Genomic DNA, 13,669 nt, shown 5'->3' with positions numbered 1-13,669 from the left:
ATGGGATTTACATTTTATAAACAACTTGATACTACTGATTGCGGCCCTACTTGTCTGAGGATGATTGCCAGATATTATGGTAAGAATTACTCCATGCAGCTATTGCGGCAATTATCATCCATCGGAAGAGAAGGTGTGAGCTTACTGGGACTTGGTAGGGCAGCGGAGAAAATCGGCTTCAGGTCTATGTCTGTAAAGATCACATTCGAACAACTGGATGAAGAAGCGCCACTACCGTGTATATTGTACTGGAATCAGCAGCATTTTGTGGTGCTCCCGCCGCAAAACTATTCAGGTAGAAAGGAGAAGGGAACAATCCTGGTGGCAGATCCTGCCCATGGAATGGTGAGAGTAAACAAGGAAACCTTCCTGAAAAGCTGGCTGGATGCAACGAATGGAAAAGGAATTGCATTGTTGCTGGCACCATCAGAGCTGGGATTTCTTGAAGAGGAAGAAGAACAAAAAGTACCTGGATTTAAATTTTTACTGAAATATTTATCACCTCACAGGAAACACATCCTGCAACTTTTTCTGGCGGTATTTTTCGGTAGCCTGTTATCTCTTATCTTTCCGTTCCTTACGCAGGGGCTGGTGGACTATGGTGTTAACAGGCGGGATGTTAGTTTCGTTTACCTGATTCTGATATCACAGCTTTCTCTTTCAGTAGGTAATATGGCCATAGATTTTATCCGGGGCTGGATCATGTTACACATGAACAGCAGGCTTACTATCAGTATTTTATCTGATTTTCTGCGGAAGCTAATGAAGTTGCCTGTTAGTTATTTCGATACCAAACTGATAGGTGATATCCGGCAACGTATTACCGACCATCAGCGAATCCAGTCTTTCCTGACGGGTTCGGCATTGTCGACTGTATTCTCCTTTGTAAACCTGTTCGTTTATATCATTGTCCTGTTTATATATAACTGGAAATTGCTGCTGGTCTACGCGGCTTTCAGTACGGCCGGGATATGCTGGATAGTGCTGTTTCTGAAATACCGTAAGGAACTGGACTATCAACGTTTTCAACGGTTAAGCCAGAATGAAAACCTGATGTACGAAATGATTTCCGGTATGCAGGAGGTAAAACTGAATACTTGTGAAACCTCCAAATTGTGGGAATGGGAAAGGTTACAGGTGAAGATGTTCAAGGTGAGTATCAAATCGCTGACCCTGGGGCAGTATCAGCAGGTGGGGTCGGTGGTGTTCAATCAAATAAAAAACATCCTTATTTCATTTATCAGTGCTAAAGCGGTCATAGATGGACACATGACCTTAGGCATGATGATGTCTGTCAGTTATATTATTGGGCAGTTGAATAGCCCGGTTGAACAATTACTTGGTTTTATACAGTCTGCGCAGGATGCTAAATTAAGTCTGGAGCGGTTGGGAGATGTACATAGTATTGGAAATGAGGAAACGGAAAACAACAACCTGGTCCCTGGAGAATCTGCGCTGGGGGATATCATGATCCGTGATGTATCGTTTCAGTACGAGGGGGAGCTTGGCAGGTACGCTCTGCAGGATGTATCTATGGTAATCCCCAAAGGAAAAATTACGGCTATCGTGGGAGAGAGTGGAAGCGGGAAAACAACACTGATGAAAATTCTCCTTAAATTCTATCAACCTCAGAAAGGAGAAATCCGGGTAGGGGATACTGTATTTTCCCATATCTCACCAACATGGTGGAGGGCCAGAAGTGGCGCGGTTATGCAGGACGGTTTTGTGTTTTCTGGTACCATTGCAGAAAATATCTGTTTGTCTGAGGAAGAGCCTGACCGGAAAAAACTGAGGTCGGCGATACATATTGCCAACCTGGATGATTTTATTGAAACAGCTCCGCTGGGTACCCGTACTAAAATCGGAACAACCGGTAGTGGTATTAGCGCAGGCCAGAAACAACGGCTGCAGATTGCCAGGGCTGTGTACAAGGATCCCGCCTATTTATTTTTTGATGAGGCCACCAGCCATCTTGATACTACCAATGAAAAAATCATTATGCAGCATATGAATCGTTTCTATACAGGAAGAACGGTGGTGGTCATTGCCCATAGGCTTAGCACGGTCAGAAATGCTGACCAGATCGTAGTACTGCATAAGGGTAAAGTGGTGGAAACCGGTACACACGAGGAGCTTGTAGGAAAGAGAGGATATTATTTTAACCTGGTGAAGGATCAGCTGGAACTGGTCTCCTGAGATTTAACCTGAAAAATCATTTATGTCAGCAGAAATACCTCAAAAGGCAGATCAATTAAGATGGCTGGAGGATGACATTCCTTACAGCGATGAAGCAAATGAAATATTAGGACGAACACCGGGCTGGATTGTTCGTTATGGAATAACTACCATCTGCGTTATTATTACGTTGTTGCTGATCGGTTGTTACTTTATCAAATATCCGGAGATTGTGAATGCAGGAGTGACGATTTATTCTGCCAGTCCTCCGGTAAAAATAGTAGCTAAAACTCCGGGAAATCTCCAGCATTTGTTGGTATCGGGTGATTCTGCTGCTTCGGAAAATCAGGTGATCGCAATCATTGCCAACCCTGCAAGGTTTGAAGATGTTGAAACAGTAGCGGGGTTCTGCAAATATCTTGATACAAGCCGCCACCTCCTGGAACCATTGGCTGTACTCAATCTGCATGAAGGGTATCAGTTGGGGGAGCTGCAGGACATGTACGTAGGATTATTGCAGGCTGTTGAGCAGTGCCGCTATTTTCTTCAAAAGAATGGTTACCCGCAGAAGTTGGCTAACCTTCGTCATCAGCGGGATTATCAGGAAAATCTGTTGGTAGAGCTCAGGAAAAGAAGTGAGCTGCTTCGCGAGCAGCTACAACTGCAATACGCCAGATTTGGCAGCGATTCGTCTTTACTGATAGATAAAGTCATCGCTCCTGCACAATACGACGAAGCCAGAATGAAGTATCTGAATCAGCGGATGGCAACGGAGGCATGTTATAGCGATATACTTCGTAGTAATGCTAAAGTAGAAGAGCTGGAACAGCAAATCTTTGATCTTAACAAAAGTTTCGAGAAAGAGCAGATTTCGGTGATCCGTGACGTGCAGATGGCAGCCAGAAAGCTGCTGGGTAGTTATGGTTCCTGGAAGGAGAAATTTGTTTTAGTCAGTCCTATAAAGGGAAAGGTGGTTTATTATAACTTCTGGAAGGAAAACCAGTTTGTGCATGCCGGTGAGGGCATTTTTATGGTGGTGCCTGAAACGCAACAGCTGGTAGTAAGAGGGGGAATCGGTATAAGTGGTGCCGGTCGCGTTAAAGTAGGGCAGGAGGTGCTAATTAAACTAGCTGCTTATCCTTATGAGGAGTATGGCACTTTATCCGGAAAAATTGTTTCCAGGTCTGAAGTGCCAATGGATAGCACATTCTCTCTTGAAATAAAACTGATCCATGACAGTCTGCAAACCAGTTTGCATAAAGTAATACCGTTGCAGGCCCAGATGGATGGCTCCGGTGAAATATTTACCGAAAATAAAAATATTCTCCAGCGCCTTTTTGAAAAAGTCTATAAGTCTACCCGGTAACTTTTGTAAGAATTTCAAAAAAAATCGAACATCTACAAAGAGAGCAGTGCAATACTTTTAACTATCCAGTAAAATTTTCAGTAGTTGTTCATAGTTGTTGAGAAACTGGTGCGATATCTTGTAATTCTCTGTTTCTGTATAGGTGGTTTTTCGTATGCCGTTCTCCGTTAGTTCATAGATAGTGGCGTGGGGGTAAGCCATCACAATAGGAGAATGGGTAGCAATGATAAACTGCGAATCCTGTTGCACAAGATCATGCATTCGGGAAAGCATAGCCATCTGGCGGGTAGGGGATAAGGCTGCTTCCGGTTCGTCCAGTATATAGAGGCCGTTGCCTCCAAAGCGTTTCATAAATAATGCCCAGAAAGATTCGCCATGGGATTGTTCGTGCAAGGATCGGCCTCCGTAGGATTTGATGATGGGTGTTCCCGCTTCTGCTTCTTTATCCAGCTTTTCAATATTGGTGGCCACATTAAAGAAACTCTCACTTCGCAGGAAAAAGCCGTCTTTAGGCGTTCCCGGCGCACGGGCTATGGTTAGATACTGATGCAGCACAGAATGTGAGCCACGGGTGCTGAAATTAAAATTCTTCGAACCACCCTCAGGGTTAAAACCACAGGCAACAGCAATCGCTTCAATCAGGGTAGACTTTCCCATTCCGTTTTCTCCTGACAGGTAGGTCACCTTGGGATGGAATTTCAAAGTAGAGAAATTCCGGAGTGCCGGAATATTAAAGGGGTAATTCCGGGAAGATGGGATTTTGTCTTCCTTCAGGGAAACTTGTAATAAACCTCTCTTATGAATCATCGTTTGCAGATTGAATGATACAGCTGGTGTAAATATAGGGAATTGGAGCTATAGTGTATCGGGATACACTATAGCTCCTGGAATTGATCGCCGGTATGTCACAAGCCACCTTCCTGCGCAATAACTACTTTCCCGGTAATGCCCCCGCTTTCTGCGTATTCATGCGCAGCTGCAATCTGAGCAAAAGGGTATATACGGTCAATATGTGGTTTTACTTGTCCGGCTTCCACCAGTGCTGTGATATGATCCAATGTGCTGCCGAGTTGTTGCTGCCCTGTTGTATCATTAAAGAGAAAAGGCGTAATCATATGTACTACATGGAAGCTGAGTGCCTTTTGGTGCAGGAGGGAGATGTCCAGTGTGGTCCAGGCCAGGATAGTGACGATGGTTCCTCTTACCTTCGTCAGTGTGAAGCTGTTGAGCAGGTTGTCATTTCCTACCATATCAATCACCATATCAAAGCCTTCCCCATTTGTATATTGCGCGATCATGTCTTCGATACTGGTGCGGGTGTAATCAATCGTGTGATGGGCTCCCAATGCCCGGACGATATCGGCTTTTTCCTGGCTGGAAACGGTGGCAAAGACTTCAGCCCCTGCTATGCGGGCAAGTTGTACTGCAATATGTCCTACGCCACCTGCGGCGCCATATATCAGTACTCGCTGGCCTGGTTGGATATTACCCTTTTCAAACACCGTCTGATAGGCGGTGATACCCACTAATGGCAGGGCCGCAGCCTGGGCAAAATCGAGGTTTTTGGGCATGCGGGCAAACAGGGTACTATCTCCTTTCGCGAATTCACCCAGTGCACCACTCCGGTCTAAAAAACCGCCGATACATCCGTATACACGATCGCCCACCTTAAACCGCTGTTCATCGGGCCCTACCTGTGCTACCACACCAGCTACATCGCCATGCAGGACCGCCGGAAAAGCAGGTATTAAATGTGGTAGATACCCTCCACGTATTTTATAATCTATCGGATTGACGGAGGTGGCCATCACCTTTACCAGTATCTCTCCTGATGACAACACGGGCATAGGGGTTTCTATGGTTTCAAATACTTCTTTGGCCTGTCCGTAGTGCGTTATTACTATTGTTTTCATGATTGTTATTTTCGGCTGCCAAAATTCGGAAAGCCTATCTTTTCAGCGCAGTAACCATTTTGTATTTAGCAGTAATATCTTTGGATAATAGTATCGTGTAAAGAATCTCGAAAGATATCCTTAGCTTTATCTATTGCCGGATTACCGGACGATAGATGAATTTATTTTTTATAAAAAACCTACTGCAGCATGTTTACCTACGAACGTAAAATACCATTGGACCTTGATTGCGGCATTACTGTATATACGAAAGTACTGGGCGCTAAATGGAAGCCCTGTATCGTTGATATGATTCATAAAGGTTATCAGCGTCCCAGCGAAATACACCGGCTGATAAAGGAAGCCACACCGCGCGTACTGGATATGCAACTCAGAGAGTTGGAAGCCTTAGGTGTAGTACAGAAAAATATACAGCCCGGTTTCCCACTGCGGGCTAATTACACTTTAACCAGCCTGGGCCTTTCCCTGGTGCCTGTTATTGAAGTGATCGATAACTGGGGTAAGAAGCATGGGGAAGAAGTGAAACAGGCCGTTGCTAACGCCAGTGCCTATACCGAATAATTTTTCGGTTATTGACTCTTGTTGGTCAGATACGGAATTTTGTTCCCATAAATTCGTATTCAACATGAGTAAGACGATGGCCGGTGGCCCTTTGACATTAAAAGATTTGTTTTATTTCCTGGTGTGGTTGGGCATTCTGTACATTACCTGGACCTTTATGCATACTGCCGATGGATACCTCCGGCTAACACCGGAAGCAATGGGTAAATATTTCCCGGTCAGATGGTTTCTTCTGATGCATATTACCGCCGGCGGAGGTGCGTTGGTGTTAGGCCCGTTTCAATTTTCGAAGCGGTTGCTGCAAAACAGGAAACCGCATCGTGTGATCGGATATCTTTATCTACTGGCTATTCTGGCCAGCAGTATCTGTGCAGTAGTACTGGCTGCTACCACGGCTTATGCTATCAACTGGGCCTATGCCTTTTCTCTGCAGGTGTGGGTGTCCGTATGGATTACCACCACCTTTGTAGCCTGGTGGCTGGCTGTAAAAGGGCAGTACAAGCAACATAAAGACTGGATGATCAGAAGTTATCTTGTTACGCTGGCTTTTGTAGTATCGGGGCTGGCGCTGAAAATGCCTGTAGTGCAACGCCTGGGTAATTTTGCAGACATTGGTCCCACCTTCTTCTGGTTGGGATGGTCGTTACCCTTATATGCCTACGAGCTGATTAAAGGAATGAAACCCCGGTGATACCCCGGCCAATAGATTCTATAAGAGGACGTCCCAAAAATAAATGAGACGTCCTTTTATGTTTTAGGTAACTCATCGCTTTATTTATAAGCTTAAAGGCGGCCCAATATGCCTGATGCCGTGCTTTAAGGCAAGCCTATTAATCTCTTCCTCGGTAGGCGTTTTTAAATCATTTGCCTCTTTGAAAAAATCCTCCAGTTCACCCGCAGGGCTGACGGCATAAATCAGTCTTCCGTTCTCTGACAGCTGTAGCCATTGGTGAGGGATATTTCTCGGCAAAAAGATAGTATCACCTGCATGTAATTCACTGGTCATTTCACCGCAAACAAACTTGTACTTTCCTTCCAATACGGTAAAAAATTCATCTTGATGATAATGCACATGTAATGGCGTACCGATGTTGCTGTGGCCTGTAAATAAAAAAACGGCCAGTTGATTATTGGTATCGTGCCTTGAAATCACCACATCATTAGGATGGGCGCCCATATATTTCATCATAGGCTGGCCAGAGCGGTTGCTGCCTGCACGAACAATGAATGCCGGTGCTATGCCGCTGGTATTACCTGCTATTTTGCCAAAAGCAATAGCAGGTATCGCTGTGAGTGAAGTCAGTAAAAATTGTTTTCGTTCCATATCTGAAAAATTTTACAACACAAAGCTAATTTCAGATGGAACGAAAGCAGTGGTAAGAACTGGACGTTTTTTACTATCATATTTCTACATCACCCAGGGTCCGTTCAGGAGCGTTATTATCTATTTCAAAAAACTGCGCAGGCGTTTTACCGGTGAATTCCTTATACTCCTTTGCTAAATGTTGATAATCATGATAACCGCAATGCAGTGCTATCGAAAGCCAGTCCTTCTGTGAAAAACGGTTCTTCATGCGAAAAGCCTTATCAAAGCGGATAAGCTGCAAAAACTGTTTAGGCGGCATACCAATTCGCTCTTTAAATTTCCGGTCAATCTGCCGGTGAGAAAGACAAGCTGTTTTCAAAAATCTATCCACTGAAAACAATTCTTCCTCACGAAGCATCTGTATACTGATGTCATCAACAGGATGTTTAACCATTTTACTTTTTCTGATGAAGTCGATCAGGAATTTCTCAATAATATCAATCATTGCTGCATAGCCCTGGGCATAAAACAACTGTTCGTTTATCAGATGAATATTTTTGCCCAAAATATCTTCAGCGTCCATATACTTGTTTACCAAATATTCAGATGGGATATTAGTGAGTTGGTAAAATCCTCCGGGTTGAAAAATAACTTGCAGACATAAAAATTCGTTACCCGGATAACGATGGATCAACTTGGAATGCTGTCCCATCATTATGACTTTCTTCTTTCCAATAACCAGACCTGAATCAGGATATTGGGCGGTTTCCATATCTTTTGGAAAAAATTGTAAGCAGTACTCCGGCCGTGGCGGATATACTTTGCATGGAACTACAAAATTGTCAGGAAAGTGAAAATCGACAATCCTGTACAGCCTGACGTATTCAGATAAAAATAAACCTGGCTTGACGTTGAAGATCATTGGGGACAAATTTGTACTGGTTCATTTCGGCGTGGTACTCAACGATTCGGGGCTTTACGATACTTAAATGTAAATAAAAAAAATGGTGGTTTGTATTTTTTCTACCCGGGTCGTACGAAGCATTCCTAAGTAATCCGCCATTAGAATATTTACCCTGCAAAGTGCTGACTATCAGAATCGATAGGCTCAAATACCGTTTTCCATTACCTTTGGAGAAAACGCCTATCTCCGTTAATATGATGAAAACAACACTTGGCCGTTCCATCCTGCTGGTAGATGATTATGACCAGGCATTTGATTTTTACCGCAAGAATTTTTTTTGTGAGAAACTGTTTGATGCTGAAACGACCGATGGGCAAAGGTTTTTGCATATCCGTTTCAGTGGTGATGAACAATCCGGTATCTGGTTTTTAAAAGCGGATAGTAAGGAACAACGGGCATTGCTGGGAAAACAGACCGGTGGGCAACCGACGCTGGTTATTTATACAGATGATTGTAAGGGATTGTTTGATCATGTGAAAACCAACGGGCTTACCATTATCGAACCGATGGAGACAGCCGGTGGCAGCACGTATTTTCACTGTGCTGATTTATATGGAAACAGATTAACGATTGTTGAATTGGAATCTCGATAAGGTAAGCGATTTTTTCCCGATCCGCGTAAACTTCCCCCTTAATTTTTCCCGATTTCGTAAACATCCCAGGTTTTATCGTTCTACTTTTGCGCTCGTCTTTTCAAGTTGAGCCTAAAGCAGTATAGATGGACAGACCGGATATAACAACATTGTGGAACGGGCTACTGCAAGGGAACGAACAGCTGTTGCTGGACCTGTATGATGCATGGTATCCCGGATTGCTTCGTTATGGCCTGAGGATCTGCAGCGACAGAGAACTGGTGAAAGATACCATTAACCAGACATTCCTGTATTTCTGGCAGAAAAGGGACACACTAACAGCAGTGGCTATCCCGGAGGCGTATATGCTGACAGCTTTCCGTCGTCGTTTACTCGCTGCCGTTAATAACAATCATAACAAGCTGCAGTTCCCTGGTGAGTTTCAGCCGGATGATCCGGAGCATACGGAAGATTCACATGAAGTATTTTTAATCAACCGTATCCGGGTGCAGGAAGTAGAAGAAGTGCTGCAGCGGGCCATCAGCAGGCTTTCTTCCCGAAAACGGGAATTGATCAGGCTGAAATATTATGAAGGTCTCAGCTATAGTGAAATGGCAGCAAGGACCGGACTAACCGAGCGAACTATTTACAACAAAATACACGAAGCCGTGAAAACGCTGCGCGACCAACTTGCAGCCGACGGCCATTCGAAAGAAATGATCTCCGCTATCCAGTATTTATTACTGTAAAAAAATATGCAAAAAGGCGGGTAAAATTTCGGGGGAACACTGCTCTTACTGTAAAGCACTTTGCAGATGCAGTTACCGATAACATTGGAATACCTCGTTACAGACGATTCATTTATTAACTACTGCCTCCATAGGAATGATCAGGACCGGCAGTTATGGCAAAACTATGCCGCTACCCATCCGGAGCGACAGCCGCTGCTGAGGCAGGCGGAGCGGATGGTGCTGGGAATGTTTCTGTTTGGAGAACAACAGGAAATAAATGAACAAAAAGCCAAACTCCGGCAACTGATACAGCAACCGGCTGTAACACCTGCTGTATCAATCGGACAAAAATTCCTTCGGCCATATTTTCGTGTAGCCGCCGCAGTAGTATGTATACTGCTGGGGACTTACGTTGCCTGGATATGGAATCATAACCGCACACATCAGGATTTTATGGTGACCACCCAAAGAGGTGAGCTGAAAAAAATCGTTTTACCGGATAGTTCTGTAGTATGGATGAACACCGCTACCACGCTGCGTTACAATAACAGGCGGAATGTCGATCTACTGGATGGAGAAGCCTATTTCGAAGTGCTGCATGATGATGATCGTCCTTTTACCGTTACAACCAATTCCGGTTTGCTGATTACAGATATCGGGACCTCTTTTAATATCAGCAGTTATAAGCAACAGGATGAGGAAAGGGTAGGAGTGGTCTGTGGTTTGGTATCCGTGAGTAATGATAAATATAAAGCGGATACGGTAACTGCAGGGCAGATGATAACCAGTCGCCGCAACTCCAGCCAGTTAGTGCTGAAAACGTATGCGCTGGCGCAGGCAGACTGGCGTTCCGGCACGGTCATGCTCTCCGATGTAAGTTTTGAAGAACTACGCCAGGTACTTGAAAGGACTTATACCTGTACGATCGTATTTGATGCACCTTCACTGGCAACATGCCGCATCACCACCACCTTCAAGCCTGTGGAGGATATCAGTCATACGCTGAATGCACTGAAACTGATTTACGGAATTACCTGGAAGAAATCCGGTGATACTATTCATATAGCAGGAAATGCCTGCCAATAAATTTTTAGAGAGATGGGGTCTTTAAACTTGCATAACATTCTGATGGTGTTGTTTTTTTCGGTATTGCTGCCACTGGCGGGAACCGGACAAGGTAACGCCAAAGTATACACGCTGAATATTCCTGCGGGGACATTGTCTTCTGCACTGCAATATGTGTCAAAAGCTACCGGCACCGGACTGACTTACAACCCGGCAGACCTTTCCCGGATAAAAGTGCCGGCCAGGCACATTCATGACAAGCCGTTTCCTGCACTGATCGCCACTGTATTACAGGGAACAGGATATACAACCAGGACTAACGGTGAGGGGTATATTATTTATGCTGCTGCCATGCTTCCGCTAAAACAGGCGGGAACGCAGTCTGGTGTGCTGACTGGTCGCGTGGTGGATGAAAAAGGCAAGCCCCTTGAATTTGCAAGCGTACAACTGAAGGAAACAGGTGCCCAGCAGACTACCAACAATGACGGCGTTTTTGTATTCCGGGTGCCAGATAACTCCGTACCTTCCAGCCTTTCCATTTCCTATGTCGGGAAACAGACCATAGAAACCATGGTGTCTCCGGCTTCCTATGGCCGGCAGCAGACCTTTCTGCTAAAGGAGCTGAGTCTTACGCTGAACGGTATTCATGTGAATGCTGTACAAAAAGGCACCAACTCCAATTCTTCCCTGGTATTTGACCGCGAGGTGATAGAACAGGCCCAGGCCTTTTCCCTGGCGGATATATTAAATACGTTGCCAGGCCGGGAGGAGAAAGTGCCGGATCTGCTAAATGTACAGTCCATCACTTTAAGAACTGCCGCCTTAAACGCTGCCGCAGCCAATAATTCAATGGGTACCGCCATCATTGTGGATGATATCGTCCGCTCCAATGATGCCAATATGCAAACGAAGAGCCTTTCCATGTTCGGGAATACCACATCTACCATTCGGAAGTCAGGCCAGAGCGGCTTTGATGTACCTTTTCAGGGCCTGGACCTGCGTGATATCCCTGTAAGTAATGTTGAGCGGATCGAAGTGGTATCGGGTATCGCATCCGCCAGATATGGTGATCTTACCAATGGTGCCGTAATCATCGACAGACAGGCAGGTGCAACACCTTTGCAGGGAAGAATAGGTATTAATGGATACACAACTCAGTATGGCATTGGTAAGGGGTTTGAACTGGGTAAAAAACTGGGTGCACTGAATATATATATCGATTATCTGCGCAGCAATGCAGATCCGCGCAACCTCCTGCAGAACTATAACAGAACAAACCTGGACCTGATGTGGACCTATCGCCTGAGCCAAAAGCTGAAGAACACATTTTCCGTTTCCTATAATTATCGGAATGACGATATCAAAATGGACCCCGAAGATATCCGCGAGGAGCGGGTTTTCACTAAAACGAATGCACTCAGTATTTCCAACCGCACCAGCTATAATATCTACGGTAAGTTCCTGGATAATGCAATCCTTAGCATGGGATTCTCTCAGGCCCGGCAGGAGTCTTATTCCCAGTACGCCATGAACCGTGATCCCAGGCCTATCGGTGACAAAGACACTACCGGGATTTACGAAGGATATTATATTCCCGGTGTTTATACCGCTGTGGACCATATCCTGGGAAAACCCAATACTGCCAGTGCCAACCTGGGATTCAACGGCCATTGGGGCTCCGGAAAAAAGCAGCACCAGTGGAGTGCCGGCGCTAATGTATATATATCCTTCAATAACGGAGACGGGATAGTGGTAGACCCAGCTACGCCAAGGTTTGTAAACCAGCGTTATCAGAACCAGCGGCCTTACGCCTATGAATACCTGCCTGCCCTCGTTAACACCGGTTTTTATATCATGGACCATATCGATCTTTATCCTTTCAACCGTAAACTGTCCCTGAACCCGGGATTACGTTACGATATCCAGAATGGATGGGGTACATTACAACCCCGTATCAATACCTCGCTAGCGCTCAGCAAACGGGTGACCATTACCATGGGATACGGGTTGTTTACCAAAGCTCCGGGTATGTCTTATCGTTATCCCGCGCCCACCTATTTTGATATTCCCCTGCTGGACGTGTATAATGAAGATCCAGCCAAAAGAGTATATCTCGTATATACGCAGAAGTTAATGCACGACAATAGTTATCTGAAACCGATGAAGTCTGCTCAGCTGGAAGGAGGCCTTAAATATCTGGGCAAGACGATTAACAACTCCCTGTTTGTTTTTTATAAGGAAAGTAAGGATGGGTTTAATACTTCTTCCGCTCCCCGTCAGTTTGAGTTGCCGGAATATGATTATAAAATCGAAAATGGGAAAATTAACTATTGGCCAACCGGGAAAACAAAACTTCGTGTAGGCATCTGGGATAATATGGCAGTAAACGATATCGCTACAACAGATATCGGTGCCGACTGGACCATCAACACACACAGGATAGAAGCCATTGCCACCAGCTTCAATCTTTCCAATGCGATCTATTACAGTAAGTATGGCAGCAGCATCAACAGACTGCTGTATAAAGATGAGTCGCAACTGGCTACCAACGGCATCTGGTACGGGATATTCGGGCCTTCCAACTATGAAGCATGGTCTTTCAGATCAAGGCTCAGAACAACTACGCATATACCCAAACTCGGATTCATCGTCAACCTCACCACCAACTTCTCTGTATACAAGCGTCAGCGCAACATTGGTAATGCCGGACAACCACTGGGATATGTAGATATACAAAGCGTATATCATGATATCAGTGAGCTTGCTCCAGACAGTCCTATCCGGCAATCGCTGGGCTTATTCAGCACAGACGAGTCTGACAACTCCGATCCTTTTTATGTCAACTGGAATATGCAGGTGATCAAGGAAATCAAAAAGAAAGTCAGGTTCTCCGTCAGTGCCTACAACGTTTTTAATATCGTTACCAGAAAATATAGCGACATCTCCAAAAAGGTAAGGGAACTGACCCAACCCGTGGTGCTGTCAGGGGAAATATCATTTAAATTCTAAATCAATA

12 protein-coding genes are annotated in these 13,669 nt (G+C 44.9%); 8 read left to right on the top strand and 4 right to left on the bottom strand.

Going from position 1 to position 13,669, the window contains the following annotated elements; genetic code table 11:
* Together DF182_RS00510 and DF182_RS00505 are read left to right on the top strand one after the other, a co-directional pair.
* Positions 1–2,196 (top strand): peptidase domain-containing ABC transporter, encoded by a 2,196-nt coding sequence (locus DF182_RS00510; RefSeq protein ID WP_113613737.1) that lies wholly within the window; start codon positions 1–3, stop codon positions 2,194–2,196.
* Positions 2,197–2,218: 22 nt separating this feature from the next.
* Positions 2,219–3,541, top strand: a complete 1,323-nt coding sequence (locus DF182_RS00505) for an HlyD family efflux transporter periplasmic adaptor subunit (RefSeq protein WP_113613736.1) — start codon at positions 2,219–2,221, stop codon at positions 3,539–3,541.
* Positions 3,542–3,598: 57 nt separating this feature from the next.
* Here the strand turns inward: DF182_RS00505 and DF182_RS00500 are convergent, their stop codons facing one another.
* Positions 3,599–4,348 (bottom strand): AAA family ATPase, encoded by a 750-nt coding sequence (locus tag DF182_RS00500; RefSeq protein WP_113613735.1) that lies wholly within the window; start codon positions 4,346–4,348, stop codon positions 3,599–3,601.
* A gap of 98 nt (positions 4,349–4,446) precedes the next feature.
* On the bottom strand, positions 4,447–5,454 hold the full coding sequence (locus DF182_RS00495; RefSeq protein ID WP_113613734.1) for a zinc-dependent alcohol dehydrogenase family protein: 1,008 nt from the start codon (positions 5,452–5,454) through the stop codon (positions 4,447–4,449).
* Between the two features lie 189 nt (positions 5,455–5,643).
* Here DF182_RS00495 and DF182_RS00490 point away from each other — a divergent pair, with 189 nt between their 5' ends.
* Both DF182_RS00490 and DF182_RS00485 read left to right on the top strand, forming a co-directional pair.
* Positions 5,644–6,015 carry a winged helix-turn-helix transcriptional regulator gene (locus DF182_RS00490; RefSeq protein WP_113613733.1) on the top strand — a complete coding sequence of 124 codons (372 nt, stop codon included), beginning with the start codon at positions 5,644–5,646 and terminating at the stop codon, positions 6,013–6,015.
* Positions 6,016–6,079: 64 nt separating this feature from the next.
* A complete protein-coding gene (locus tag DF182_RS00485; protein WP_113613732.1) occupies positions 6,080–6,706 on the top strand; it encodes a DUF2306 domain-containing protein in 627 nt (208 codons plus the stop codon).
* An 84-nt stretch (positions 6,707–6,790) separates the two neighbouring features.
* Here DF182_RS00485 and DF182_RS00480 read toward each other — a convergent pair whose 3' ends face one another.
* Complete coding sequence (locus DF182_RS00480; protein WP_113613731.1) at positions 6,791–7,339, bottom strand: cupin domain-containing protein; 549 nt, start codon at positions 7,337–7,339, stop codon at positions 6,791–6,793.
* Positions 7,340–7,415: 76 nt separating this feature from the next.
* Entirely contained in the window at positions 7,416–8,243 is an 828-nt protein-coding gene (locus DF182_RS00475) for a helix-turn-helix domain-containing protein (protein WP_113613730.1), read from the bottom strand.
* A 236-nt stretch (positions 8,244–8,479) separates the two neighbouring features.
* Here DF182_RS00475 and DF182_RS00470 point away from each other — a divergent pair, with 236 nt between their 5' ends.
* From DF182_RS00470 to DF182_RS00455, 4 genes are all read left to right on the top strand, one after another.
* Positions 8,480–8,878, top strand: a complete 399-nt coding sequence (locus tag DF182_RS00470; RefSeq protein WP_113613729.1) for a VOC family protein — start codon at positions 8,480–8,482, stop codon at positions 8,876–8,878.
* Between the two features lie 125 nt (positions 8,879–9,003).
* Positions 9,004–9,606, top strand: coding sequence for an RNA polymerase sigma factor (locus DF182_RS00465; RefSeq protein ID WP_113613728.1), 603 nt, complete (start codon positions 9,004–9,006; stop codon positions 9,604–9,606).
* 66 nt (positions 9,607–9,672) lie between these two features.
* Positions 9,673–10,674, top strand: coding sequence for a FecR family protein (locus DF182_RS00460; protein ID WP_113613727.1), 1,002 nt, complete (start codon positions 9,673–9,675; stop codon positions 10,672–10,674).
* Between the two features lie 12 nt (positions 10,675–10,686).
* Positions 10,687–13,662 (top strand): TonB-dependent receptor, encoded by a 2,976-nt coding sequence (locus DF182_RS00455; protein ID WP_113613726.1) that lies wholly within the window; start codon positions 10,687–10,689, stop codon positions 13,660–13,662.
* Positions 13,663–13,669 lie beyond the last annotated feature (7 nt).

The organism is Chitinophaga flava (assembly GCF_003308995.1).
GTDB lineage: Bacteria > Bacteroidota > Bacteroidia > Chitinophagales > Chitinophagaceae > Chitinophaga > Chitinophaga flava.
The sequence above is the reverse complement of the archived record's forward strand: the minus strand, read 5'-3'. Positions and strand labels throughout refer to the sequence as shown.

Bases quoted from the DNA above. Each gene is read 5' to 3' on its own strand.
- DF182_RS00465 (WP_113613728.1), top strand. From the start codon at position 9,004: ATGGACAGACCGGATATAACAACATTGTGGAACGGGCTACTGCAAGGG.
- DF182_RS00470 (WP_113613729.1), top strand. From the start codon at position 8,480: ATGATGAAAACAACACTTGGCCGTTCCATCCTGCTGGTAGATGATTAT.
- DF182_RS00485 (WP_113613732.1), top strand. From the start codon at position 6,080: ATGAGTAAGACGATGGCCGGTGGCCCTTTGACATTAAAAGATTTGTTT.
- DF182_RS00460 (WP_113613727.1), top strand. From the start codon at position 9,673: ATGCAGTTACCGATAACATTGGAATACCTCGTTACAGACGATTCATTT.
- DF182_RS00510 (WP_113613737.1), top strand. From the start codon at position 1: ATGGGATTTACATTTTATAAACAACTTGATACTACTGATTGCGGCCCT.
- DF182_RS00495 (WP_113613734.1), bottom strand. From the start codon at position 5,454: ATGAAAACAATAGTAATAACGCACTACGGACAGGCCAAAGAAGTATTT.
- DF182_RS00455 (WP_113613726.1), top strand. From the start codon at position 10,687: ATGGGGTCTTTAAACTTGCATAACATTCTGATGGTGTTGTTTTTTTCG.
- DF182_RS00505 (WP_113613736.1), top strand. From the start codon at position 2,219: ATGTCAGCAGAAATACCTCAAAAGGCAGATCAATTAAGATGGCTGGAG.
- DF182_RS00480 (WP_113613731.1), bottom strand. From the start codon at position 7,339: ATGGAACGAAAACAATTTTTACTGACTTCACTCACAGCGATACCTGCT.
- DF182_RS00490 (WP_113613733.1), top strand. From the start codon at position 5,644: ATGTTTACCTACGAACGTAAAATACCATTGGACCTTGATTGCGGCATT.
- DF182_RS00500 (WP_113613735.1), bottom strand. From the start codon at position 4,348: ATGATTCATAAGAGAGGTTTATTACAAGTTTCCCTGAAGGAAGACAAA.
- DF182_RS00475 (WP_113613730.1), bottom strand. From the start codon at position 8,243: ATGATCTTCAACGTCAAGCCAGGTTTATTTTTATCTGAATACGTCAGG.